A 24,466-nucleotide genomic window follows, 5' to 3' on the forward strand; every position below is an offset into this window, starting at 1 on the left:
ATAATTTTTGCTTGTCTTCAGTTATAATCAAATACATCTAGTTATGAAAAAGTTTTTCCATATTGGGTTTTCTGCCTTCTTTTTAGGATTATTTTTTATTTCCTGTCATGATGATGAGGATTATCAGACTATTGAATCTGTAGAAAAAATTAAAATTGACAGTGTCAAAGTGGCGAATGACACCATGGATGTTTTTACCGTGCAGAGCATCCGGACGTATTCTACCTATCCATCAAACTGTCAGGGATTCTACGGTTACGACTACATTTATAGCGATAACGTGACAAGAACGGTCACTGCTTATAAATATATTTCCAACGGGCCTTGTATTCAGGGAAATTATACGGGAACCAATCAGATCAATTTCAGTCCGCAACAGAAAGGGACCTATACTTTTAAATTCTGGAACGGAGGAAATAACTGGATCACAAAAAACATTGTCGTTGAATAAATGAAAAAACTTTTTCTTATTATATTGTGTTTTATGCTTACCCCTATGCTGTTTTCGCAACAGCTGTCTTGGAAGGAAGATAAAAAGCTTACCTGGGATGATTTTCAGAGCCCGGTCAACAGAAAAAACAATCCTGATGTGGTGGCCTATACACACTGTGGCTGGGAATATACCGTTGTAAAATCTACAAATCCCAAATCGCCTGTAAAAATTGAAATCCAGACTATTTTCAATATTGATAAATCATGGAAAGATGTTAAAAGAATCAATGATTACGTCTTGAATCATGAGCAGAAACACTTTGATATTGCCGAATTTTTTTCCCGGAAATTAAGAAAAGAAGTCGCTGAAAAAATAAAAACTTCTGGTGACTACGACAGAGATTTTAAAGGCATTTACAGCAAAATTATGAGTGAATACCGTAATTTCCAGATGTCCTATGATAAAGAAACCAATCATGGGAATGACAAAGAGAAACAGGCAGAATATAATGCCCGCATTTCGAAAGAATTAGAAAATTTTAAAAGCTATAAAAACTCTTGAAGTTCCTCAACAAAATCATTCACGAACTGCTTACCCAAAATTCCGACCTTTCGGAGTTTAACATCGTGTTACCCGGAAAACGGCCCATTGTCTTCATAAGGCAGATCTTGGAGGATCATCACTATTCGGGATTTCTTCCCAGCTTTTTTACCATTGAAGAACTGGTAGATGAGATTGCCGACAAACAGCCGATCCAGGGAATTTCTCTCTGGCTCTTTGCTTTTGATGTCTATAAAAGCCTGCGTCTTATTCCTAATGATGATTTTGCAGAGTTCTTAAAATGGTTTCCCACTTTACAGAAAGACTGGGATGATATTTTAAAATTTTCGGAAAGTGATCAGGCGGTACTGGAGTATATGTTCGATGAAGAAAGGATTAAGGAATGGGCCCAGGATCTTGGCGAAGACGATGATGTGCCGAGAAAGAAGTTCCTTAATTTCTGGCGGAATATGAATGTTTTTCTTCCTGTTCTGAAACAGAAACTGCAGGAGAAAAACTGGGCGACTTCCGGGATGATCCATGAGACGGCCAAAAAGAAGATTGTGGATTTTGCAAAAAATACAAAAGGAAATTTTGTGTTCTGTGGGTTTAATGCTTTCACGCCGGTCGAAGAAAAACTGGTCAGAAGTCTGCTGCAGTGGGATAAGGCCCAGTGCTTTTTCCAGGCGGATCGTTATTATTTTGATGATGAAAGGCAGGAAGCCGGGAAGTTTCTGAGAAATCACAAAACCTGGAAAGAATTTACCGATATCAGAGCGTTCCGATGGATTGAGGATGATTTTAACCAGCCTAAAAATATCAAGGTTTACGAAGTCTCAGGAAATATCACGCAGACCAAAGTATTGCCTGAAATCTTTAAAGAAATAGAGAATAAAACCTATTCCAATACGGCAGTTGTCCTGCTGGATGAAAATCTTTTACCTGCCAGTCTGGACGTGATGTATGATGTAAGGAATCTGAATATCACCATGGGCTTTCCGTTGAAAAACCTTTCTTTTTCGAATGCGGTTAAACAGCTGTTTTACCTTCAGAAGCAGCTGGAAAAAAACAAATCATCCTACTATTACCGGGATATCTTCCCCATATTGGAAGAACTTCCGAAATCGGCTGAAGATGAAGAGATTATTGCCCGATTCAGATCACAGATCGAAGAACGGAATATTGTTTATATTTCAAAAAAGCTGCTGCACGAACTGCTATCCGGGCTTTCCTATTATAACCTGCTTCAGAAAGCTGAATCCACGAATGTATATCTTGATTCATTGATTCTTTTTTGTCAGGAGGTAAAGTGGCTGGATATCGATGATATTCAGTATGAAAATGTCTCTCACTTTGAGAATGCTTTTAAAGTCATTAAAAATCAGCTTTCCCCTTATCATTTCGAAATTAAGATGGAAACTCTGGAGATTTTAATTAATCAGCATATTAATTCCGAAAGTATCGACTTTCAGGGTGAGCCACTCCGTGGTCTGCAGATTATGGGGCTGTTGGAAACCCGTCTCCTTAATTTCGAAAATGTAATCATGCTTTCCGTTAATGAAGGAAAGTTACCTTTGGGAAATTCACAGAATACATATATCCCATTTGATATCAGAAGATTCTTTGATATGCATACTTTTCTTGAAAATGACAGTATTTATGCATACCACTTTTACCGTCTGATTCAGGACTCGGAAAACGTGCACCTGCTTTTCAATGCCCTGAGCTCAGGAGTCAATACCGGGGAGAAAAGCAGATTTATTACGCAGATTGAGATGGAAAGCTCACATCCGATCGAACATCTGATTATTGAAAATTCTTCTGAACCGATTCTTACCAAACCTATCGAAATTTCAAAAACAGATATTGTTTTAGAACGGCTACAGAAGTGGAAGGAAAAGGTATCGGCTTCCCACCTTACCAGTTACCTTTATAACCCGATAGATTTTTATCTTTCCAAGATTCTTAAAACCTCTGAGAATGATGAAATTGAAGAGGAATTATCGATTAAAAATTATGGAAATTTAGTTCACTATACCCTTCAAGAAGTTTATGAAGTATTAAAGGGTAAGGTGTTAAAAGAAAATGATTTAAAGCAGTCAATTAAAGCAATAGATCATTATATTGAAAAGGCAATTGACAAACTAAAGCATCAGCCGGAGTTTTATGAAAAAGGAATGAACTACATTCACCGGGCTATTGCTAAAAAGGTTATTGAAAATATCCTTACGTATGATCTTGATCTTGTAAAAGACGGGAACAGCCTTGAAATTCTTGATATTGAAAAAAGATTTGAGAATGTAGACTTTTACCTTGAGGATAATGATAAAATCTCCTTTTTCGGATTTATTGACAGGATAGACCGGCTGAACGGAACACTGAGAATCATCGATTACAAAACGGCGAAGATTAAAAACCTCATCGTAAAATTAGATGCTGAAAACACTGATGAATATTTTTTCAACAGTGACAGAAAGCAGGCTTTGCAGCTCTGCATCTACCAATATGTGGTTCAGAATCTTCCTGAATTCTGGGGACTTCCTATTGAAACGGGGATCTGGAGTTTTGCCGAAGCGAAGAAAGGCGTTGTTTCGTTACAGTTTGAGAAGGGGGATATAGACGACGCCATGAAGTCCGTTAAGAGTCTGATCCGGGAAATCTTAAATCCTGACGTTAATTTTATTGAAAATATAAAATCTTATACTTACTAGAAGCCTTCAGCAATAAAAAAGCCTGATCTCAAAAATCAGGCTCCTCTTTATTATTAATTTTATCCGGATCAGAAAGCGTTGATTCCGGTAATATCCAATCCTGTGATTAATAGGTGAACATCATGAGTTCCTTCATATGTAATCACAGATTCAAGATTTGCCGCATGCCGCATCATCGGGAATTCACCCATGATACCCATTCCGCCCAGGATCTGGCGGGACTCTCTGGCAATATCAATAGCCATTTTCACATTATTTCTCTTGGCCATCGAAATTTGTGCCGGTGTTGCCTTGTGATCATTTTTAAGCATTCCTAACTGCAGGCATAGCAGCTGAGCTTTGGTGATTTCCGTTAAGAATTCTGCCAGTTTTTTCTGCTGCAGCTGAAATGAGCCGATCGGTTTTCCAAATTGTTTTCTTTCTTTAGAATACTGAACGGCAGTGCAGTAACAGTCGATGGCAGCACCGATAACACCCCACGAGATTCCATATCTTGCTGAATTAAGACATGATAATGGCCCTTTCAACCCTGTGACTCCCGGAAGCAGGTTTTCTTTAGGGACTTTCACATTATTGAAGACCAGTTCTCCGGTTTTGGACGCTCTAAGGCTCCACTTGTTGTGAGTTTCCGGGGTAGTAAAACCTTCCATTCCTCTTTCCACAATAAGTCCCTGAACTTTTCCCTCTTCATTTTTAGCCCATACGACAGCGATATCGCACAAAGGGGAATTGGTAATCCACATTTTTGCACCGTTCAATAGATAATGATCGCCCATATCTTTGAAAAAGGTTTCCATAGACCCCGGATCGGAACCGTGATTAGGCTCTGTTAATCCAAAAGAACCGATCATATCTCCTGATGCCAGCTGAGGTAAGTACTTCTTTTTCTGTTCCTCTGAACCGAATTCGTTAATCGGAAACATCACCAGAGAACTCTGCACTGAAGCGGCAGAACGTACGGCAGAATCACCTCTCTCCAGCTCCTGCATAATCAGACCGTAAGAAATCTGATCCAGACCGGATCCACCGTACTCTACCGGAATATAAGGACCAAGGGCACCTGCTTTTCCCAGTTCTTTCATTAAGCCAGGAATATCCGTATGATTTTGTGCTGCCTGATCGATCTGGGGCATCACAAAACTTTCTACCCAGTCTCTGATGGACTGGCGGATCAGTTTATGTTCTTCGGTAAGTAAAGCATCGATTCCGAAATAGTCGGGAATGCTGGTAAGAGGATAGTATGACATGATTTTTTGATTTAGCTAAAAATAACACTTTTCGTAGTGTTTAGAAAATTTTTTTAAGAATCAGTTTAATTGTTGATTTTCAATGTTGTATAGTCTTAAAAGTGCCTGTGGAATTCTTGAGATGCGAATTTACGATTCCCCGTCATTCGAGATCGGATATTGATGGGCAGAATTATGAACTTTATTGGTAAATTTATACAAGTACGGGGCTTTGTTAGCAGACCCGTCATAGAGTTTTTCCAGTCTGTCTAAGATATTTAAGCTGAGTATTTTGCGCTGAAAATTGTTTCTTCTGAATTTTTGGCCTAAGATGGTTTCATAAAGCGACTGAAGATCCTTCATCGTAAATTTTTCAGGAAGCAGATTACTGGCTGCCACTTCCGTATTGATGTTCATTCTCAGATATTCCAGGCCGGTCTCAATAATTCTGTCGTGGTCGAATGCCATCTGAGGAAGCTTACTGACCTCAAACCATTCGCAGGTCTCATTAAAGGCATCCGGAAAGGTATTGGCGAGTGAAAAATCAATCAGACTGCAGTATCCTACCGTGATGAATCGCTGGAAGATCCAATGGTCCTTCGGAATTTCAATCCCTTTGTTATTAAGCAATATCTGGTGGACATTATTCTCGGTTCTGTCGATCCTTCCGAAAGTGTGAAACTGTTTCAGGAAAATATCTTTAAGGTGTGTTCTTTCATATAAAACGCGGGCGGCAGCTTCACGGAGATCTTCATCATTAAATACAAACCCGCCGGGAAGTGACCACAAATTGAGATCATGATATTTTAAGAGTAAGACTTTCAGTATATTATCGTGAAAACCAAAGATGGTGCAGTCAACAGATACGTGTGCTACAAAATCTTTTGTATCAATAAGTTCCTGAAGCGATTGTTTGTTTTTTGTGTCTTCGATTTTCATGAGAGTAAAAATAAAATTATTTTTCAAATGTTTCTCTGACCAGCCTAAAATAAATTAAACTTATTGTAAATATCACTATAACAGCGAGTAAGATATACAACGGATAGTAGGTGATCAGCTGTTTTCCGAATAATAATGACATGATGATAGAACTCAGAGAGCTGCCCAAAGAAGAAAAAATAACGATAAGAGAAGTAAACAGGTTGGCTTTTTGCCTGTCGATTTTAGCGATCATTTTGGAGTTGATGACCGGGTAGAGGGGCGATAAAAACAGACCGATGACCGGAAATAAATATAAAAGAGCTTTAGAGTCTGCTGATTCAAAATACTGTATTCCTAAAATAATACATAATACTCCCATGATACAGCCCAAACAGGTGATAAAGTATGTGGATAACGGGAACCTGTGAATGACATTTGCCGTTATAGTACGCCCCGCATAAGAAAACAGTGCCAGAAAAGAGGAAGCCTGAAGAGCGAAAAATGAATTGACTTTCAGGTGGTTTTTATAAAATGAAGGTAACCATGAATTAAAACTCTGTTCAAGGAATACAATAAAAAAGATTACTGCTAAAAACACTAGAACAGGCTTGTTTACAAAGCCTGAGAGATCGCTGAAAATCCCTTTACTATCAGTTTTTTCCGGTTCACTGATAGTCGTTCTCAAAAATAAAATAACGGTCAGTACTGAAAGTGCGGAAATGAACAGAAACCCATATTTCCATAATTCTGAAAAACGGCTGGAAATCAGCCATCCGAAAATGGTATTCACCACAAATATACCGATCATAAAAGAGGCTTCTACACTATTCATGGTCTTTGCAAGTGATTTTTCGTCTGAAATATTGTTTCTGATAATGCCGAAGACACAGATTTTTCCGATAGCGAAGCATGCTCCGATAATGGCAAACCATAATTTGTAAAACCAGAAAACTTCGACAAAAGGCAGTACTGCGGAGCATATTCCTACGATGGAAACAGCCGTAATAAGGGATATTTTAGTACCCGCTCTGCTGATAAAATTAACGGCAAAAAGGGAAATAAAAGCAATGGGAATATCCTTGAATGACTCTAAAAATCCTAGTTTTTCGTAGGTGATCTTCGCCTCTGAAAGTTGCAGTATGATAATGCCCATACAGTTTAACACCATCGAAAAAATCAGAAAGGTCAGTCGGAGCGGAAGGGAAATATTGGGAAGCTTGCTGTTCATTTTGGGGATTTTTTTATCGCTTTTTATTAAAATTTTATGTTAATTAAGATAAAATTTATGCCTTTAAACCCCCAAAAATAAACGAAATATTAAAATAATTATTAATACAATGTTAATTATTTAAAAAAAAATATATTTTTATTGTCTCAATTTGAGAATTAAAAAACTAACTGTATATGAATGTAAAAATATCTAGAAGTCTGGGTATGGTTGCAGTGCTTTATTTTACTGCAAATTTCAGTGCCCAAAACACAGCCAACGACACGCTTCCGAAAGAAAATCAGATTGAAGAAGTGGTGATGATTGGATACGGTACTCAGAAGAAGAGCAATGTAACCGGAGCAATTTCGAGCGTGAAGGCTTCCGATATTGAAAACGCTCCCGTAGCAGGTAGACCGGAGCAGGTTCTTCAGGGAAGAGCAGCCGGTGTTTCAGTGGTATCAAATTCCGGGCAACCCGGAGCTGCACCTACAGTAAGGGTTCGTGGGATCACCAGTTTTGGAGCCGGTAGCAATGATCCGCTATGGGTAGTTGATGGAATTGTGGTTGACAACATCGGATGGCTTAATCAATCTGATATTGAAGGCATGGAAATTCTGAAAGATGGTGCCTCTGCTGCGATCTATGGTGTTTCTGCCGCAAAAGGGGTAATCTTAATTACTACGAAAAAAGGAGCGAAAGGCAGAATGAACCTTTCTTACAACGGATTTTTCGGCGTGGGAAGTGCTTCCAGAAAACTTGATCTTCTGAATGCAACACAGTATGCAACCATTATGAATGAAGCCAATGTAAATGACGGACACGCGCCTACATTTGCAAATCCAGGATCCTTGGGAACCGGTACTGACTGGCAGAAACAGATTTTTAACAGTGCACAGCGTCAGTCCCATGAATTCAGCATCACTGGTGGAAATGACAAATCTACATTCTATACTTCATTCGGTTATTACGACCAAGAGGGTATTGTAATGAGAAATATATCAAATTATAAAAGAATTAATGCAAGATTTAATTCGACTCATAAAGTTTTTGACTTCTTAACAATAGGTCAGACTTTTGCTTATACTCATGTAAAGGCGCAGGGAATCAATGATAATAATGAGTTTGGCGGGCCGCTAAGTTCTGCAATTAATTTAGATCCTACGACACCTGTTGTCGTAACGGATATTGCGAGCCAGCCGTTCCCAAGTGATTATACAAACAATGCAAATATTATAAGAGATCCTAATGGAAACCCTTACGGGATTTCTCACTGGGTAAGTAAGGAGATGAGCAACCCACTTGCTTTCCAGGAAACGCAAAGAGGCAGATACAGATGGTCTGATGATATTGTAGCAAATGTTTTTGGAGATTTAAAAATTACTAAGCATTTAAACTTTAAATCCAGTGTAAACGGAAAATTGGCGTATTGGGGCAACCAGGCATTTACTCCACAGTCTTACTTAAGTTCTGCCAATTCTAATAATACGAACAGCTTATTTCGTGAAATCCAGAGAAAATTTGAGTGGAATACTGAGAATACCCTTACGTATCAGAATAGATTTGAGAAACATAATTTAAGTGTCTTGTTAGGTCAGGGGTATTATGAGTATAATATTTCTTACGGACAGAACACAACTTATAAGAACCTTCCTACTAACGATTGGCAAGAGGCTTCATTTAATTTTGATATTGCAGCATCTGATAAATCTTCCAATGCGTGGGATGGCAAACAAACGCACAAAGCATCTTATTTTGCGAGGGTAGTATATGATTATGACAACCGATACCTATTCACAGGAACGGTTCGTAGAGATGGATCTTCAAAATTCGGTAGAAATAATCACTGGGGAAATTTCCCTGCCATGTCTTTAGGTTGGAATATATCTAACGAAAGTTTCTGGCCTCAGAATAATGTGGTGAACAGTTTTAAACTAAGAGGAGGTTATGGGGTATTGGGAAATGATGCGATTGCAGATTTCCAATACGCCAACTTTTTAGTTTCCGGAAGCAACTATACATTTGGAGATAATATTATCCGTGTGGGATATGCACCCAGTACATTGGAGAACCCGGATCTTAAATGGGAACGGACTTCTCAGTTAAATATCGCAGCAGATCTTAAGATCTTTAAAAACTTTGATTTAAGCGTAGACGTTTACAGAAAGAAAAGTACAGATATCTTAAGACAGGTAGAGGTGCCGGGATATTTGGGATTAATCAATAATCCATGGAGAAATATCGGAGATATGAATAACGATGGTGTTGAAGTTAGCCTTGGATACAAAAAGAATTGGGGAGACTTTGGTTTATCGGCGAATGGTAACTTTTCTTATCTGAAAAACGAAATTACCCGTCTTGAAGGAGGAAAAGACTATGTAAACTTTGCCTCTTTCCAAACATTAGGTACTGTTTCGAGATTGCAGGTTGGCCAGTCGTATGGTTCTTTCTATGGTTTCCAGAATATCGGGGTTTTTCAGAATCAGGCTGATATTGACGCATATAGAAATTCGAACGGAGCTTTAATTCAACCAAATGCCAGACCCGGAGATTTCAAACGTTTAGACGCTAATGGAGATGGTAAAATCGATGAGAATGATTATATCAATCTTGGGAATTCTGTGCCGAAATATACTTTTGGTTTCACTTTAAACATGAACTATAAGAATTTCGATTTAATGGTGTTTGCACAAGGGCAGGCCGGAAATAAAATTTTTCAGGGGCTGAGAAGACTTGACATTCCGGAAGCTAACTATCAGACAGCGATCCTTGACCGCTGGACAGGAGAAGGAAGTACAAATACGATGGCGAGAGTTACAAAAGATGATCCTAACCAGAACTACACAAGAATGTCGGATTATTATCTGCAAAAAGGAGATTATCTACGTCTGAAATTGGTTCAGGTAGGATATTCTCTTCCAAAAGAAGCTGCCAAGACGATCGGTGCTTCTAAAATCAGATTTTATGTAACTGGAGAAAATCTTGTAACCTTTACAAAATACACCGGGTACGATCCTGAAATTGCAGGTGGTGATACATTCGGTATAGACAGAGCTTATTATCCGCAGGCGAGAACCTTCATTTTCGGTGCTAATGTTCAATTTTAATTAAAAGAAAAATGAAAAATAAAAGATTTCTATATAAAAGTGTTGCTGTTTTAATGCTTGCAGGAATTAGTTTTGGAGCTGTATCCTGTAATGACAGTAATCTTGAGGATGTAAAAAATACAGGAACTTTCGATTCCAACAATTATTTCCAAAATGAGGAGCAGTCTTACTCTGGTTTGGCTGCCACTTATGATATGCTTAGAAAGTATTCAGGAGGATTCGAAAATATGGTCACATTTTTCAATGGGGCTTCAGACGATTTCTATTCGGGAGGGGGGAATTCTTCAGATGGTGCCGGTATCCAGGGTTTCTCAAATTATTCTATAAACTCTGTTATCATGCCAGCCAGCTATTGGAAGGATTATTACCAGGGAATTGCTAAAGCCAACTTGTTATTGGACAGAATCCCTGCTGCCAATATGAATGATCAGACAAGAAACAGATTCATTGCAGAAGCTAAAGTATTGAGATCATTATATTATTTCGAATTGTTAAGAATGTTCAAAAATATACCTTTGATTTTAAAGCCTATTTTAGTTTCAGACGATTATTATAACATTCCCCAGGCAAAACCGGAAGATGTCTATGCGCAGATAGAAGGTGATATTCTTGCTGCTATCAATGACCTTCCTGTCACCATTAATCCGGCTAATAAAGCTGAAGTGGGAAGATTAACACAAGGTTCGGCACGTGCTATTTTGGGTAAAATTTACTTATACGATAACAAAAAAGATTTAGCCGCTGCACAATTTCAGTTGGTCAATGGTACGCCGGGAGGAACGAGCCAGTACGGTTACCACCTGGTTGCAGATTTTGCAGATCTTTGGAAAATTGATAATAAATTTAGTACAGAGTCGATCTTGGAAGTGATGCATACCAATGCGAGTAATGCGGACTGGGGATTCTGGGGAACAGGAAAGGATGAGGGGAATTCTATTAATCAGATGGTTGCTATTGTCTCTTATGGTAAAGTGAACTTAACGCCTCCTGCTGTTAATGATGCACCAAGCATCCATAAAGGATGGGGATTCAATCCGGTGACCGATGATTTATTCAGCTTCATGCAGGGAGATCCTCGTTTGAATGCCACAATCTTTAATGCGAAAGCATTAGTACAGCAGGGTAAAATTACCTATTCTCCGGGATTCAGAGATACCGGGTACTTCTTAAACAAATACTTACCGAGAACCACTGACGAAACAACGTTGCCGGGGGCGGTAGAACTAAACTTCCGTCAGAATTATATTGCGATCAGGCTGGCAGATACGTATTTAATGGAAGCAGAAGCTTTGAATGGCTCAGGTGCCAGAGCTCAGGCCTTATTAGATGCGGTAAGACAGAGAGTTGGTTTGGCGTCAGTTCCGGTTTCCATGCAGGCGATTAAGGATGAGAGAAGAAGAGAGCTGGCTGGCGAAGGCCACCGATGGTTCGATTTGGTAAGATGGGGTGATGCTCCGGCTAAATTAGGAGCCAGAGGATTTACAACGGGTAAAAACGAAATTTTACCAATTCCATTTAATGAATTGACAAACACCGCGTTGAAACAAAACCCACAATACTAACAATCAAATTTTAAACATGATAACTAAATATATTAACAAGGGCTTATTATTGAGTTCCGCAGTTTTTTTCCTGGCAAGTTGTTCTCCGGATACTATTGATGGTGACGGAAACGGTCTTACGCAGCCTGCTGTAGATGCTTCTTTCACAGTAACGAAAACAAGTGAAAACAGGTATCACTTAAAAGCTGTGAATGATAATTATATAAACTTTATTAATTCTCAATGGAACATTGATTATGATGGTTTTAATAATGGGAAAAACGAATTAGATATCTTCCTACCTGACGCAGGAACTTATGTTGTCCAGCGTAATACAGCGGGGATCGGTGGACAGATTGGCGGTACTGCGAGTCAGACTATTGTTGTTCCTACTTCAGATCCTGTGGCTGGAAATATTATTCAGGGAGGAAGATTCGATACTCCGGCTGAAGTTGCAAAATGGACCATACATCCCATTAGCCCAACTAAGGCGCAGTGGGTATTTACTAATGATGGCAATGGCAATGGTTATGCTACGATAGTTGCATCAGGAGGAAATCAGCAGGCTTTTTATCAGGCTGTACATGTTGAAGCAGGACAAAAGTATTCAATTGATATGGTAGCGTCTTCTGCAACAGCATTACAAGATGCATGGTTTGAAGTGTATATGCTGAACAGCATCCCGGCACCGGGAGGTGATGTAAGCGGCACTATTTACAGAAATATCAATACTTGGGATGGCTGTGGTAAAGCGGCTTTCGGAGGTAAAGTTTCAGGAATAGGCTGTAATAATGACAAGAATAGTGGTATTTATACTGCAACAGCTACAGGAACTGTTTACCTGTTTATTAAATGCGGTGGAGAAAAGGTAAGCAGCCTCAGCGTAGACAAAGTCGAACTAAGAAAAACCACTTAATCTTTCCACAAGCAAAATGATATGATTTCACAACATTCATATAGTTTCGTACTTAGAAGTGCTGCACTTTGCGGTGTAGCGCTTCTTTGTTTTTTAAACCTTAACTGCAGCAGTGCTGCGGATGTTTCCAATAACGAAAATTCGGAAAACGGGATTGCTGCGGGCGATCCTATTCAGGTCTGGCTCACAAAGGGTGATCAATCTGTCAAGCTTCAGCAGCAGTCTTCTGTTAATTTTTCCAATGCTGCCAATACAGGAACCACGATTGAAATTGATGCTTCTCAGATTTTTCAGACGGTCGACGGTTTCGGATATACCCTTACCGGAGGAAGTGTTGAGGTAATGAATCATCTAAGTGCTGCTAAAAAACAGGAATTACTGAACGACCTTTTCGGCAGTTCAGGAATTGGAGTCTCTTACTTAAGAATCAGCATCGGGGCATCAGATCTTAACAGTTCGGTATTTACCTATAATGATATGCCGGCCGGTCAGAAAGATCTTACCCTTTCACAATTCAGCCTGGTTAAGGATCAGGCCGTAATTCAGATGTTAAAAGATATTCTGGCTATTAATCCGAACATTAAAATTCTGGCTACCCCGTGGACGGCCCCTGTCTGGATGAAAACCAATGAAAACAGCGTTGGAGGAAGCTTAAAACCTGAGTATTATAATGTATATGCCCAATATTTTGTAAAATATATTCAGGCAATGCAGGCTCAGGGAATCAAAGTAGATGCGGTTACCCCGCAGAATGAGCCGTTACATCCGGGAAATAATCCCAGCATGTATATGTCGGCTTCAGATCAGACAAATTTTATTAAAAACAGCTTAGGACCTGCTTTTCAGGCTGCCAGTATTAATACAAAAATCATTGCTTATGATCACAACTGCGACGATCCCGCTTATCCATTGGCTGTTTTAAATGATCCTTTGGCAAATCCTTATGTTGACGGTTCCGCCTTTCATTTATACGCAGGAGATATTTCGGCATTAAGCACAGTTCATAATTTATTCCATGCTAAAAATGTGTATTTTACAGAGCAATGGACAAGCTCCACAGGAGGTTTTTCCGGAGATCTGGATTGGCACGTGAAAAACGTAATTATCGGATCCATGAGAAATTGGAGCAAGACCGCATTGGAATGGAATGTTGCCAATGACGCATCGTTTGGACCTCATACTCCGGGTGGCTGTACCCAGTGTAAAGGGGCCATCACCGTGAACGGAGCTACCGGCTATGAAAAAAATGTAGCATATTACATCATTGCTCATGCTTCGAAGTTTGTTCCGGCGAATTCTCAGAGAATTGCGTCCACACAAAGCGGAAATCTTTCTACCGCAGCATTTAAAACACCTGCGGGAAAAACGGTTTTGATTGTCCAGAACAGCAATTCCACGGATAAAACCTTTACGATTAAATATAATCAGAAAACAGCGCCTGTGATGATCTCCGGAAGTTCAACAGCGACCTATATCTTTTAAAATAAATTCATGAAGAAAATTTCGTTCTTTTTACTATTATCAGCATTTGGAATGCATGCATACGGACAAAAGACGGTGGATCAGAAAGTTTCTGAGCTGCTGTCTAAAATGACACTGGAAGAAAAAGTAGGGCAACTGATTCAGTACAGTGGTTTTGAATATGCCACGGGTCCTCAGAATTCCAATTCTGCGAATGTTTTAAACGAAATAAAACAAGGAAAGGTTGGCTCCATGCTCAATGTAGCGGGAGCACAGGAAACCAGGAAATTCCAGGAACTGGCATTGAAATCAAGGCTGAAAATTCCTTTGCTGTTTGGTCAGGATGTTATTCATGGCTACAGAACTACGTTTCCGGTGAATTTAGGTCAGGCGGCAAGCTGGGATTTAAGATTAATCGAAAAATCTGAAAGAATTGCCGCTACCGAAGCATCTGCGTACGGAATTCACTGGACTTTTGCCCCGATGGTAGATGTTGCCAGAGATCCGAGATGGGGAAGAGTAATGGAAGGCTCAGGGGAAGACACGTATCTCGGTATGCAGATCGGATTGGCCAGGATCAGAGGTTTTCAGGGTAAAGGTCTTGGAAATCTTGATGCCATCATGGCCTGTGCCAAACATTTTGCCGCTTACGGAGCAGCTGTGGGAGGAAGAGATTACAATTCCGTAGATATGAGTCTGAGACAATTGCACGAAACCTATCTGCCGCCTTTCAAAGCAGCAGCAGAAGCGGGTGTGGCAACTTTTATGAATTCTTTTAATGATATCAACGGAATTCCGGCTACGGCCAACAAATATATTTTAAGGGAGTTGTTGAAAGGCAAATGGAATTACCACGGCTTTGTGGTTTCAGACTGGGGCAGTATTGGCGAAATGGTGCCTCATGGATATGCGAAGGATAATAAAGAAGCTGCCGAAAAAGCTTTAAATGCAGGAAGCGATATGGATATGGAAAGCCGTGCCTATATGGCGGAGCTTCCAAAACTGGTTCAGGAAGGAAAAGTAGATCTGAAACTGATTGACGATGCTGCAAAAAGAATCCTAATCAAGAAGTTTGAAATGGGATTATTTGACGATCCTTACCGGTTCAGTAACGAAAAAAGACAGAAAGAACAGCTCAATAATCAGGAGAACAGAAAATTCGGAAGAGAATTCGGCTCAAAAAGTATCGTTTTACTTAAAAATGAGAAAAATATTCTTCCCCTTTCAAAATCTACAAAAACGGTAGCTTTAATCGGTCCTTTCGGGAAAGAAACTTCTGCCAATCACGGATTCTGGTCGGTGGCCTTTAAAGATGACGACCAAAGAATCATCACTCAGTTTGACGGAATAAAAAATCAGCTGGACAAAAACTCAACGCTGCTGTATGCAAAAGGAGCGAATATCGATGATCAGGATCGGTCTATGTTTGCAGAGGCGGTGGAAACAGCTAAAAAAGCAGATGTGGTGATCATGACATTAGGAGAAGGTCATGCCATGAGCGGTGAGGCAAAAAGCAGAAGTAACATTCACTTTTCAGGAGTTCAGGAAGATCTGTTAAAAGAAATTGCTAAAACCGGAAAACCGATTGTTTTGATGATCAATGCAGGGAGACCATTGGTTTTTGACTGGGCAGCAGATCATATTCCCACCATTGTCTACACCTGGTGGCTGGGAACGGAAGCCGGAAATTCTATCGCCGATGTTCTTTTCGGAACGGTAAATCCCGGAGGAAAACTTCCGATGACTTTTCCCAGAACGGAAGGACAGATTCCTGTGTATTACAATCATTACAACACCGGAAGACCCGCAAAAAATAATACAGACCGAAATTATGTTTCCGCCTATATTGATCTGGATAACGATCCTAAATTTCCATTCGGATACGGGTTGAGCTATACACAGTTTAAATACTCCGATATGAAGTTAAGTTCAGCAAATCTTAAAGGAAATCAAACCTTAACGATCAGTGTCAGTATTTCCAATACCGGAAATTATGATGGGGAAGAGGTCGTGCAGTTGTACATCAGGGATCTGGTGGGAAGAGTGGTAAGGCCTGTAAAAGAACTGAAGGATTTCCAAAAAGTATTCATTAAAAAAGGAGAGACTAAAACAGTCAGTTTCAGTTTAACCCCGGAAAATTTAAAGTTTTATGATGATGAACTGAATTATGACTGGGAAGCAGGAGATTTCGATATCATGATCGGAACCGACTCTCAGCATGTTCAGACAAAAAGAATCAGTTGGTTACAATAATATAAGTTTTCATTACTAAGAGCGGGATAATACCCGCTTTTGGTGGTAAAGAACAGTTAGTCAGATGATGTTATCTGATAGAACTCATTAATCTTCGGGGAATAACCAGTTCCGTTAATGATATGAAGCAGAATATGGGTAATCATTGTTCAGGATGGTTTGTCTACTGAAAATGAAACAGACAATTTTGTATTAGAAAAATTCAGATAATCATTAATTTAAACCCAGAACCTAAAATTTGCGTATGAAAATCCGGAATAGTATGACAGCTGCAGTTAAAGTGACCTTATTTTTCTCTGTTTTAAGCTGTGGGTCGCATAAGCCTGATTCGGGAATGAAATTAATCTGGAGTGATGAGTTTAACGGAAAAGGGCTGCCGGATTCTACAAAATGGAACTATGATGTTGGAGGTGACGGCTTTGGAAATGAAGAAGCTCAGTTCTATACCAAAAACAGGCTGGAAAATGCCAGGCTTGAAAAAGGAAACCTGGTCATTGAAGCACGGAAAGAAAACTGGAAAAATAATAAATATACCTCTGCAAGACTTCTGACGAAAGGTAATTTTTCCTTTCAGTACGGAACTGTTGAGGTCCGGGCTAAATTACCTAAGGGTCGCGGTACCTGGCCAGCCATCTGGATGATGAGCGAAAACATGAAAAAATGGCCGGATGACGGAGAACTGGATATCATGGAACATGTAGGGTTTAATCAGGGATATATTCATGCGTCAGTTCATACAAAGAAGTTTAATCACCTCATCGGAACGCAGAAAACCGATACCTTAATTGTAAAGGATGCAAGTGAAAAATTCCATGTCTATAAAGCAGATTGGACCCCTGAAAAGATCGATGTTTATATTGATGACAGAAAATTTTTCACGTACGAAAATAAAGAAAAGACAAATGAAGCGTGGCCTTTTGATCAGCCGTATTTTATTATTTTAAATCTTGCCGTAGGCGGGTTTTGGGGTGGAAAAGAAGGAATAGATGACCGTATTTTTCCGCAGAAATATGTCATCGATTACGTAAGGGTTTATCAGAACAAATAATGAAATGGGCGATTGCTCAGAAAAATAGAAGAATTATGAAGAAACTTGTGGTAAGTTGTCTGGTAGTAGGAGTGGTGATGAATGCCCATGCACAGAGCTACTGGAAGAAAAATACAGGAAAAACAGCAAAAGTAATCCTTACCCACTCCAAAACCAATGAAAAAATGGTCGATCAAGGAGTGGTGAAATTTGAAAAAATGGCTCAGCCTAAAGAAACGGATGCCTGCATTTTTGTGGATCCTGATTTTAGATATCAAAAACTCATAGGAATCGGAGGAGCAATTACCGATGCTTCTGCGGAGACCTTCTACAAACTTTCAAAAAATAAGCAGAAAGAAATTATTGATGCGTATTACGGAAAAAATGGTTTGGGATATACTGTGGTTCGCACCAATATGAACTCATGTGATTTCTCCAGCGATTCTTATACATATGTAACGGAGAATGATAAATCTCTGAAATCATTTAACGTAGCTCATGACGAAAAATATAAAATCCCGTTCATTAAAGAAGCCCAAAAAGCAATTGGAAATAACTTTACGTTTTATTTCTCTCCGTGGAGCCCGCCGGCCTGGATGAAATCGAATAAAAGCATGCTGAAAGGAGGAAGGCTTGAAAATACTTTTTATCAGACCTGGGCAGATTATTACATCAAATTCATTAAAGAATACGAAAAAAGAGGAATTCATGTTTGGGGACTCACTGTTCAGAATGAGCCAATGGCCACTCAGACGTGGGAATCCTGTATTTATACTGCCGAAGAAGAAGGGGAGTTTCTGAAAAATAATTTAGGTCCGACCCTTTGGAAAAATGGTTTTAAAGATAAAAAAGTGATGATCTGGGATCATAACCGCGATCTGATCTTCCAAAGAGCAACAACGACCTTAAGTGATCCTGAAACTTCAAAGTATGCCGCGGGAATAGGATATCACTGGTATGAAACATGGAATAACAAAACCCAGCTGTTTGATAATTTGTCAGAAACGCAACGCGCTTTCCCGGATAAATTTCTGGCTTTTACAGAAGGCTGTAAAGAGCAGTTCGACAGGTCTAAAATTTATGATGTGAGTTTAGGCGAACTGTACGGAAGAAATATGATCAACGATTTCAATAAAGGAACTGCATTATGGACAGACTGGAACGTTCTTCTTGATGAGACGGGCGGGCCCAACCATGTCGGGAATTTCTGTTTTGCCCCCATTATTGCGGATACAAAAACAGGTGAGGTTCAATACACCTATGAATATTATTATGTAGGCCATGTTTCAAAGTATATCAAACCGAATGCTCAGAGAATTGGTAGTTCTTCCAACCGGGCAGCTTTAACGTCCACTACTTTTATGAATGAAAACGGACAGCTGGTGACCGTGATCATGAATGATTCTGAAAATGATATCGATACCCACCTTTGGATCGAAGGAATGGCTGCCAAGCTGTCAGCACCGGCACACTCTATACAGACCGTAATTTTATAGACTTCATATTAACATTTATTTTATGACCCGGCGGCATCGCAGATGCCGCCGGGTTTTTACTGTCATATTTATCGTGATCGGTATAAAGATTACTCTTGCTTTTATTATTCCTTTGATTGATATTATAGTGCGCTACGGACAAGGCAAGTATTAATGCAAAGCCTGTTTCAGAATATAAATCTCCTCTCCACATTCCTGCTGTTAAATCAACTTCGCTTCTAAGTACAAACTGTTCTGAAAGACCAGACTCATTATAGATATCTAAACCGAAAAGTCCTGCCTGGATTTCAAAAAATGAGTTGTATGTTAACGATTTTTCTTGCGAATACATTAAAGTTCCGGTATATACTAATAAAGAAGCTCTTTAAACTTATATAGGAAAAAAGAGTTCGAGAAAATTAGCAAGTTTGGATTGCAATTTAAAAGAATAATAATCTGGAACTCATCAGCAAAGATCAAATAAAGAAATGGATTTTACTCATTTAAGCAGAAGAAAAGAGGATTTTCTACGAAGTTTGACTTGGTAAAAATAATTCAGACCATTATAAAACGGCTGAAAACCGGCTGCCAGTGGCGGGAACTTTCGTTAAAGGACTATTTCGGGGAAGAAAATACCGCAGAATTAAGTGTACATCAGAAGAAAATCAAAGATTTTCAAAAACTTAAGTGTGCTTCTTCTGCGTAAAGTATTACTTATATTAACTAAAGTGTTTAGAATCTTTTGGATTGCCTTTGTGGTTTACTACAGACAACCACACGAAGGGATTCGTGCGGTAGCTGTATGTGGTTATTCTCTCACACTTAAATACATTTTAAAAAGTTTAAAAGATACCGCAGAATTCAGTCTATCTCAGAAGAAAATCAAAGATTTTCAACAGGACTTGCGTGTACTTCTTTTAAGCGAAGTATATTACTTAAATAAACCTAATGTTAAAAATCTTTTCGGATCTCCTTTGTGATAATAGAAAAGTTCAAACAGCTTTAAAATTAGAAATAATTTTTTCACCATATTATTTTTTATAGAAGTCATAATTTCCATTTAGATTACCTTTTGTCCATTTACCATTCATGGATTTATCATTTAAATATCCTGAAAAACTTAATCCGGTTTTTGTACTTGCATCAAATTTCCCACTAATCATTACATATCCTGATAAGCCTTCAGAGGTATTCAATGCAGTATAATATACAGTTCCTTCAATGTTGCCTGTATCAGAAACGTTAAATTTAATTTCTCCTGATAAGCCTCCATTAAAGTTTCCCATATAATTCCCCTGAAATTTAGAATTTGATTGTAATTTTAGATTTTCATCGGAAATGCAGGAGGTGAATACAAAGAAGAGGGTAAGAAAAAAATATTTCATAATATTTTAATTAGCGTTAAGTTTTACTCCATGCCAAGCGCCATTTTTCTTGGCTATCCCATACATGTTCACAGCAACAGCGTCGGGTTTTGAAAAATTCCACTTATAGCTTGTCAAAGCCAGTCCATTGCCAGTGCCTCCACCAAAAGTATAAGTGAATTGCGGAGAAGCCACCCCCCAGTCAAAAACTCTTTCAATGACATCCTGATTATTTTGTACCTGACTGAAATCATAGTAGCATACATATGAAACGCTAAAAGAATCTACAACAAAAGCGACTCTGTTTAGCTTTTTATTTTGTCCTTCAAGAAATTTATTCGCCTGTTTCCATGCATTATCCCAAAATAATTTATCTAATTGCTCTTCTGTAAGCCCAGTAAAGTCAACTGTGAATTGAATAATTCCATCTAATTTAGATGCAAATGGTAATGATGGAATGTTTTGGTTTTGCGAGAAGGCAAAAGATATACCGTCGGATGAGGAATACATGTTACTGCCAAACCAATATGCTTGTTTGGGAACTCCAGCAGGAGAACTCATCTTCATTGAATGATTGAATGTCCATTTTATTGAATTAACACCTATGCCCAATTGATCTGCATTTTCTTTTCTCCATAATCCTGTCCATCCTTTGTATTGATGTTTTACTTACAGCCTATTGCATAGACAAGAAATAAATTTTGTGAATAAAACTTGACCTTTACTCTTCTTCTGCTTTCATATTTATCATCTGTTTCCCAAGTTTTCCCAAAAAGATTTCCTAACCAGGGTTTTCTTACAGTTCCAATAGGGAGTTTTTGTACGATAGCTGCAATAGATGTTTCCGCAGGAGTGGTGTAAGTACCACCGCCACTATATCCATCACCATCTAATACCATTGGTTGTATTTTAGATACAAAATACTCAATATTGCTTGCATCAGATAATGGCGTTAATTTATCTGCTATTCTGTCATTAACAAAATCTTCTCTAACGGCTTGTTCGGTAGGCTCTAAAAGGTTAGTTGAAATTTGTCTTACTTCAAGATAATTTTCAAGATTGATATAATTGTCAGCAGGGGTAACGAATAATCCAACATCAGTATATTTATATATATTATCTGCAACTTGTATTTCTGCATTTCCATTTAACATTGCTGCAAATACATCATCACCAACTACCTCTTCTAAATCATCTAAATCGTCATAAATATCGTCATTGTTAATAGCCATAATTTTAGCCGTACTAGATGACTGCTTTTGCAAATATTCAATTTTTCGAATTTTTAATTTTGAAAAAACTTCAGCTTCATTTTTTTCTGTAATGATGGGAACAAGTGATTCAATCCCTTTTTTATCAATAAAATTCTGAACTCTTTCACGATTTATAGTCTTTAGTTCTTTAAGTTGCTGCTAATGATGCTTTGTTAGGAAAATATAATCTTCCATTTTTTACACTTGCTTGCTCAATTATAGTCGACTTATCAGATAATGTTTCCGTAAGTTCTTCATGGCAAGAAGTTGTAAATACCAATAAGCTGAATATTGCTATTTTTAATAAATTGTATTTTTTCATTTGTGTTGATTGTTTTATCTCATTTGTGTATAACTACAGATAGATATATAATATTGATTTTGTTATGATAATTACTAAAATTTGTAGCTTGTTTTCTTTATAGCAGATAATTACCAAGCTTGAAATTATCTGCTACTTCAGTTAGGGGTTTCATCATTTTTATGTTTTTTCAAATTTAAAAATTAAATTAATTTTAATCAAATTTTTTTCACTCGGGAAAGATTTATGGGAATTGGTTATTCAGTTTGTTTATTCCTAAACTCTTCTTAATGATCCTGTCTGCAATGATGGATGTATTTACCGGTTGATTTCCTCCAAAACTTTGAGTATGGGAAGCGGAATCCATCAGTATTGTCGGACTGTATCCTTTCAATACAATATTTCCAAGATTCATTTTTTCCTGACTGAATGCCACTTTTGTAACGATACCTACAAATGTCCGTTCAGGACTTTCATTTTCAGCATCCTTATATTTAAAGGTAACGGTGAGCCGTTTTCCCAGAAATTGTCTCGCTTCTTCAAGATGGTGGTTCTGCGCTTCTCTCAAAGAATCATGTGCTAAAGTAAGTTCAAAGTAATGATGTCTTCTTGCACTCTGCTGTAGGTGGAAGTGCTTAAAGTGGCTGACAGGTTTTCCTTTAATCACAATATCGAGTTTCACCGTGCGGTGTATGCCGGGAATGTAATTCTCCGAAATCAGGGCAGAATTGAAGGTGCTTTTCTTCATAATTTGTGTATGTGTTTTTGATCTTGAATCAATAAATATAGACAAAAATATAATGTCCGGCATAAAGATTTGTAGTAATTCTCAGCGCGTGAAAAAATAATACCAGTTGTTATTCAACTGCTTAAACAAGATATATGCCTTCCTGTTTGAGATGACAGCATTGGTGATGCAGCCAAATTTTCATTATTAAAACAAAAAAAAACCGAAGCTGAAAGCTTCGGTTGTATCGTATCTTCAATAATAGAAAATTATTCTACATTATATTTATTCACAACTTTCTGAGTAACTCCGGAGCTGCTGAAACCTCCGTCATGGAACAGGTTCTGCATGGTTACCTTTTTCGTAAGGTCGGAGAAAAGTGTGACACAGTAATCGGCACATTCAAGAGCAGTAGCATTGCCCAGTGGAGACATATCTTCTGCATATCCGAGGAAACCTCCGAAACCTTTTACACCGCTGCCGGCTGTAGTAGGAGTAGGAGACTGGGAAACGGTATTTACCCTTACTTTTCTTTCTCCCCAATAATTTCCGAACGTTCTTGCGATACTCTCAAGATAAGCCTTATTATCAGACATATCATTATAATCAGGGAATGTTCTCTGAGCAGCAATATACGTAAGTGCAAGAATGCTTCCCCATTCATTCATACAATCTTTCTGATAAGCTACACGCATTACTTTATGGAAAGAAACGGCAGAAATATCCCAGCCTTTTTCCAACCAGTCATAATTCATCTCTGTATAATGTTTTCCTTTTCTTACGTTGATAGACATTCCGATGGAATGAAGGATGAAATCGATTTTCCCAAATTTGGCAATGGCAGCATCAAAAAGTTTTTCAAGATCTTCGATTGAAGTAGCATCTGCGCCAATCACATCTGAACCTGTTTTTTCCGCTAATCCATTAAGTTCTCCCATTCTCAAAGCAATAGGAGCATTTGATAAGATAAATTCAGCACCTTCTTCATGACATCTTTCAGCAACTTTCCATGCGATTGATTGATCATTAAGGGCTCCAAAAATAATTCCCTTTTTGCCTTTAAGTAAACCGTATGACATATTTTTTAATGTTTATTAATAGTACAAATGTAGGAATAATTTGTATTTAAAGCCTAATAAAAAAGGAAGCCTTGATAAAAAGACTAACCCAACGTGATATTTCTGTTATTGTAAATTTTAATAATCTGATCAGAATTGATAATTTTTAAATTGATGACTGTCTACATTATAATATAGAGGAAAATGAAATTTAACATAAACTCACAGCAGGATAAACTCACATTCTGAATTCAATAATGAACAAAAAATAAAAACGGAATCTTCGTGAGATTCCGTTTCTATCTTGAAAATATTTATATGACTGAAATTTTAATTGGTCTTTTTATTCCATTCTGCTTTCACATCCTCTGCAGCATCTTTTGTTTTTTCCCATGCGTCATTGGCTTTGTCCTTTACATCCTCCCATGTATCTGAAAAATTATTTTTTGCTCTGTCTAACCAGTCTTCCTGTCTCGCTTCCTCATCATTGTTTCTTTTCTCATTGATGTATTCTTTAGCTCTGTCAGCTAAATCTTCAACTTTCCATTTTGCATCATTGGCTGCCCCTTTTAAAGAGTCTTTGGTGTTATCTACTGCATTTTCCGCTTTGTTGTAATCTGAATTGTTCATAACATTAATATTTTTGTGTTGTTAAGTACATATAAACAAGAACTATTCCTAAAAGAAAAAGTACGCTGTTAAAATTTTCTTAATTTTTGTGGTACCAGAGTAAGTGTTAAGGATCAAATTTACTGATACCTGCTTATGAGCAAAAACCCGGAACAATATTACATTATTATTTGTCTTACAATTTAACATTAACAGCATTCGAAATAAATTTTAAATTAACGTTTTTTAAATGTCTGCGCACTTTTTAGGCAGAGGAAACTGCAGAGATTATCTCAAAATCAACTTCCTCAAACAGTGATAAATTTAATTTTATTC

Annotated in this window: 22 protein-coding genes; 11 read left to right on the forward strand and 11 right to left on the reverse strand. The window is 38.1% G+C overall.

What is annotated here, in order from left to right; translation table 11 throughout:
• The first annotated feature begins 43 nt into the window (after window positions 1-43).
• From ODZ84_RS00885 to ODZ84_RS00895, 3 genes are read left to right on the forward strand one after another with little or no spacing between them, the layout of a single operon-like run.
• On the forward strand, window positions 44-451 hold the full coding sequence (locus ODZ84_RS00885) for a hypothetical protein (protein ID WP_266175128.1): 408 nt from the start codon (window positions 44-46) through the stop codon (window positions 449-451).
• Entirely contained in the window at window positions 452-994 is a 543-nt protein-coding gene (locus ODZ84_RS00890; RefSeq protein WP_266175130.1) for a DUF922 domain-containing protein, read from the forward strand.
• Window positions 991-3,684 carry a PD-(D/E)XK nuclease family protein gene (locus tag ODZ84_RS00895; protein ID WP_266175132.1) on the forward strand — a complete coding sequence of 898 codons (2,694 nt, stop codon included), beginning with the start codon at window positions 991-993 and terminating at the stop codon, window positions 3,682-3,684. Before ODZ84_RS00890 ends, ODZ84_RS00895 begins: the two co-directional genes overlap by 4 nt.
• Before the next feature lie 68 nt (window positions 3,685-3,752).
• Here the strand turns inward: ODZ84_RS00895 and ODZ84_RS00900 are convergent, their stop codons facing one another.
• The 3 genes from ODZ84_RS00900 to ODZ84_RS00910 all read right to left on the reverse strand — a co-directional run bounded on the left by ODZ84_RS00900 (window position 3,753) and on the right by ODZ84_RS00910 (window position 7,059).
• Complete coding sequence (locus ODZ84_RS00900) at window positions 3,753-4,931, reverse strand: acyl-CoA dehydrogenase family protein (protein WP_266175133.1); 1,179 nt, start codon at window positions 4,929-4,931, stop codon at window positions 3,753-3,755.
• Window positions 4,932-5,060: 129 nt separating this feature from the next.
• Window positions 5,061-5,849, reverse strand: a complete 789-nt coding sequence (locus tag ODZ84_RS00905; protein WP_266175135.1) for an NUDIX hydrolase — start codon at window positions 5,847-5,849, stop codon at window positions 5,061-5,063.
• Window positions 5,850-5,865: 16 nt separating this feature from the next.
• Entirely contained in the window at window positions 5,866-7,059 is a 1,194-nt protein-coding gene (locus ODZ84_RS00910; protein ID WP_266175136.1) for an MFS transporter, read from the reverse strand.
• Window positions 7,060-7,235: 176 nt separating this feature from the next.
• On the opposite strand from ODZ84_RS00910, the gene ODZ84_RS00915 reads away from it, so the two are divergent.
• The 7 genes from ODZ84_RS00915 (at window position 7,236) to ODZ84_RS00945 (ending at window position 18,839) form a co-directional block, all read left to right on the forward strand.
• Window positions 7,236-10,145, forward strand: coding sequence for a SusC/RagA family TonB-linked outer membrane protein (locus ODZ84_RS00915; RefSeq protein ID WP_266175138.1), 2,910 nt, complete (start codon window positions 7,236-7,238; stop codon window positions 10,143-10,145).
• 11 nt (window positions 10,146-10,156) lie between these two features.
• Entirely contained in the window at window positions 10,157-11,707 is a 1,551-nt protein-coding gene (locus ODZ84_RS00920) for a RagB/SusD family nutrient uptake outer membrane protein (RefSeq protein ID WP_266175139.1), read from the forward strand.
• A 16-nt stretch (window positions 11,708-11,723) separates the two neighbouring features.
• Window positions 11,724-12,602, forward strand: a complete 879-nt coding sequence (locus ODZ84_RS00925) for a hypothetical protein (RefSeq protein WP_266175141.1) — start codon at window positions 11,724-11,726, stop codon at window positions 12,600-12,602.
• Between the two features lie 21 nt (window positions 12,603-12,623).
• The gene (locus ODZ84_RS00930; RefSeq protein ID WP_266175142.1) at window positions 12,624-14,084 is read left to right on the forward strand and encodes a glycoside hydrolase family 30 protein; all 1,461 of its coding nucleotides are present in this window, start codon (window positions 12,624-12,626) and stop codon (window positions 14,082-14,084) included.
• Between the two features lie 9 nt (window positions 14,085-14,093).
• Complete coding sequence (locus ODZ84_RS00935) at window positions 14,094-16,316, forward strand: glycoside hydrolase family 3 N-terminal domain-containing protein (protein ID WP_266175144.1); 2,223 nt, start codon at window positions 14,094-14,096, stop codon at window positions 16,314-16,316.
• Window positions 16,317-16,560: 244 nt separating this feature from the next.
• On the forward strand, window positions 16,561-17,364 hold the full coding sequence (locus ODZ84_RS00940) for a glycoside hydrolase family 16 protein (protein WP_266175146.1): 804 nt from the start codon (window positions 16,561-16,563) through the stop codon (window positions 17,362-17,364).
• Window positions 17,365-17,399: 35 nt separating this feature from the next.
• Window positions 17,400-18,839, forward strand: coding sequence for a glycoside hydrolase family 30 protein (locus ODZ84_RS00945; RefSeq protein ID WP_266175147.1), 1,440 nt, complete (start codon window positions 17,400-17,402; stop codon window positions 18,837-18,839).
• Here the strand turns inward: ODZ84_RS00945 and ODZ84_RS00950 are convergent.
• Window positions 18,817-19,170 (reverse strand): hypothetical protein, encoded by a 354-nt coding sequence (locus ODZ84_RS00950; RefSeq protein ID WP_266175148.1) that lies wholly within the window; start codon window positions 19,168-19,170, stop codon window positions 18,817-18,819. The genes ODZ84_RS00945 and ODZ84_RS00950 overlap by 23 nt on opposite strands.
• A gap of 189 nt (window positions 19,171-19,359) precedes the next feature.
• Between ODZ84_RS00950 and ODZ84_RS00955 the strand changes: the two genes are divergently transcribed.
• A complete protein-coding gene (locus ODZ84_RS00955) occupies window positions 19,360-19,524 on the forward strand; it encodes a hypothetical protein (RefSeq protein WP_266175149.1) in 165 nt (54 codons plus the stop codon).
• 325 nt (window positions 19,525-19,849) lie between these two features.
• Here ODZ84_RS00955 and ODZ84_RS00960 read toward each other — a convergent pair whose 3' ends face one another.
• The 7 genes from ODZ84_RS00960 to ODZ84_RS00990 all read right to left on the reverse strand — a co-directional run bounded on the left by ODZ84_RS00960 (window position 19,850) and on the right by ODZ84_RS00990 (window position 24,151).
• Window positions 19,850-20,203: a hypothetical protein gene (locus ODZ84_RS00960; protein WP_266175150.1), complete on the reverse strand. Its 354-nt coding sequence runs from the start codon at window positions 20,201-20,203 to the stop codon at window positions 19,850-19,852.
• Window positions 20,204-20,209: 6 nt separating this feature from the next.
• Window positions 20,210-20,794, reverse strand: a complete 585-nt coding sequence (locus ODZ84_RS00965; RefSeq protein ID WP_266175152.1) for a hypothetical protein — start codon at window positions 20,792-20,794, stop codon at window positions 20,210-20,212.
• Between the two features lie 53 nt (window positions 20,795-20,847).
• Window positions 20,848-21,414, reverse strand: coding sequence for a hypothetical protein (locus ODZ84_RS00970; RefSeq protein ID WP_266175154.1), 567 nt, complete (start codon window positions 21,412-21,414; stop codon window positions 20,848-20,850).
• Window positions 21,415-21,583: 169 nt separating this feature from the next.
• The gene (locus ODZ84_RS00975) at window positions 21,584-21,757 is read right to left on the reverse strand and encodes a hypothetical protein (protein ID WP_266175155.1); all 174 of its coding nucleotides are present in this window, start codon (window positions 21,755-21,757) and stop codon (window positions 21,584-21,586) included.
• A 223-nt stretch (window positions 21,758-21,980) separates the two neighbouring features.
• Entirely contained in the window at window positions 21,981-22,484 is a 504-nt protein-coding gene (locus ODZ84_RS00980) for a hypothetical protein (protein WP_323136829.1), read from the reverse strand.
• Window positions 22,485-22,732: 248 nt separating this feature from the next.
• A complete protein-coding gene (locus ODZ84_RS00985; protein ID WP_266175156.1) occupies window positions 22,733-23,542 on the reverse strand; it encodes an enoyl-ACP reductase FabI in 810 nt (269 codons plus the stop codon).
• Window positions 23,543-23,851: 309 nt separating this feature from the next.
• Window positions 23,852-24,151, reverse strand: coding sequence for a hypothetical protein (locus tag ODZ84_RS00990; RefSeq protein WP_266175157.1), 300 nt, complete (start codon window positions 24,149-24,151; stop codon window positions 23,852-23,854).
• Window positions 24,152-24,466 lie beyond the last annotated feature (315 nt).

Source organism: Chryseobacterium fluminis (assembly GCF_026314945.1).
GTDB classification, from domain to species: domain Bacteria; phylum Bacteroidota; class Bacteroidia; order Flavobacteriales; family Weeksellaceae; genus Chryseobacterium; species Chryseobacterium fluminis.

Bases quoted from the DNA above. Each gene is read 5' to 3' on its own strand.
- ODZ84_RS00900 (WP_266175133.1), bottom strand. From the start codon at position 4,931: ATGTCATACTATCCTCTTACCAGCATTCCCGACTATTTCGGAATCGAT.
- ODZ84_RS00925 (WP_266175141.1), top strand. From the start codon at position 11,724: ATGATAACTAAATATATTAACAAGGGCTTATTATTGAGTTCCGCAGTT.
- ODZ84_RS00980 (WP_323136829.1), bottom strand. From the start codon at position 22,484: ATGAAGAAAAGCACCTTCAATTCTGCCCTGATTTCGGAGAATTACATT.
- ODZ84_RS00905 (WP_266175135.1), bottom strand. From the start codon at position 5,849: ATGAAAATCGAAGACACAAAAAACAAACAATCGCTTCAGGAACTTATT.
- ODZ84_RS00935 (WP_266175144.1), top strand. From the start codon at position 14,094: ATGAAGAAAATTTCGTTCTTTTTACTATTATCAGCATTTGGAATGCAT.
- ODZ84_RS00930 (WP_266175142.1), top strand. From the start codon at position 12,624: ATGATTTCACAACATTCATATAGTTTCGTACTTAGAAGTGCTGCACTT.
- ODZ84_RS00885 (WP_266175128.1), top strand. From the start codon at position 44: ATGAAAAAGTTTTTCCATATTGGGTTTTCTGCCTTCTTTTTAGGATTA.
- ODZ84_RS00960 (WP_266175150.1), bottom strand. From the start codon at position 20,203: ATGAAATATTTTTTTCTTACCCTCTTCTTTGTATTCACCTCCTGCATT.
- ODZ84_RS00940 (WP_266175146.1), top strand. From the start codon at position 16,561: ATGAAAATCCGGAATAGTATGACAGCTGCAGTTAAAGTGACCTTATTT.
- ODZ84_RS00970 (WP_266175154.1), bottom strand. From the start codon at position 21,414: ATGGCTATTAACAATGACGATATTTATGACGATTTAGATGATTTAGAA.
- ODZ84_RS00915 (WP_266175138.1), top strand. From the start codon at position 7,236: ATGAATGTAAAAATATCTAGAAGTCTGGGTATGGTTGCAGTGCTTTAT.
- ODZ84_RS00975 (WP_266175155.1), bottom strand. From the start codon at position 21,757: ATGAAAAAATACAATTTATTAAAAATAGCAATATTCAGCTTATTGGTA.
- ODZ84_RS00920 (WP_266175139.1), top strand. From the start codon at position 10,157: ATGAAAAATAAAAGATTTCTATATAAAAGTGTTGCTGTTTTAATGCTT.
- ODZ84_RS00990 (WP_266175157.1), bottom strand. From the start codon at position 24,151: ATGAACAATTCAGATTACAACAAAGCGGAAAATGCAGTAGATAACACC.
- ODZ84_RS00945 (WP_266175147.1), top strand. From the start codon at position 17,400: ATGAAGAAACTTGTGGTAAGTTGTCTGGTAGTAGGAGTGGTGATGAAT.
- ODZ84_RS00950 (WP_266175148.1), bottom strand. From the start codon at position 19,170: ATGTATTCGCAAGAAAAATCGTTAACATACAACTCATTTTTTGAAATC.
- ODZ84_RS00910 (WP_266175136.1), bottom strand. From the start codon at position 7,059: ATGAACAGCAAGCTTCCCAATATTTCCCTTCCGCTCCGACTGACCTTT.
- ODZ84_RS00985 (WP_266175156.1), bottom strand. From the start codon at position 23,542: ATGTCATACGGTTTACTTAAAGGCAAAAAGGGAATTATTTTTGGAGCC.
- ODZ84_RS00890 (WP_266175130.1), top strand. From the start codon at position 452: ATGAAAAAACTTTTTCTTATTATATTGTGTTTTATGCTTACCCCTATG.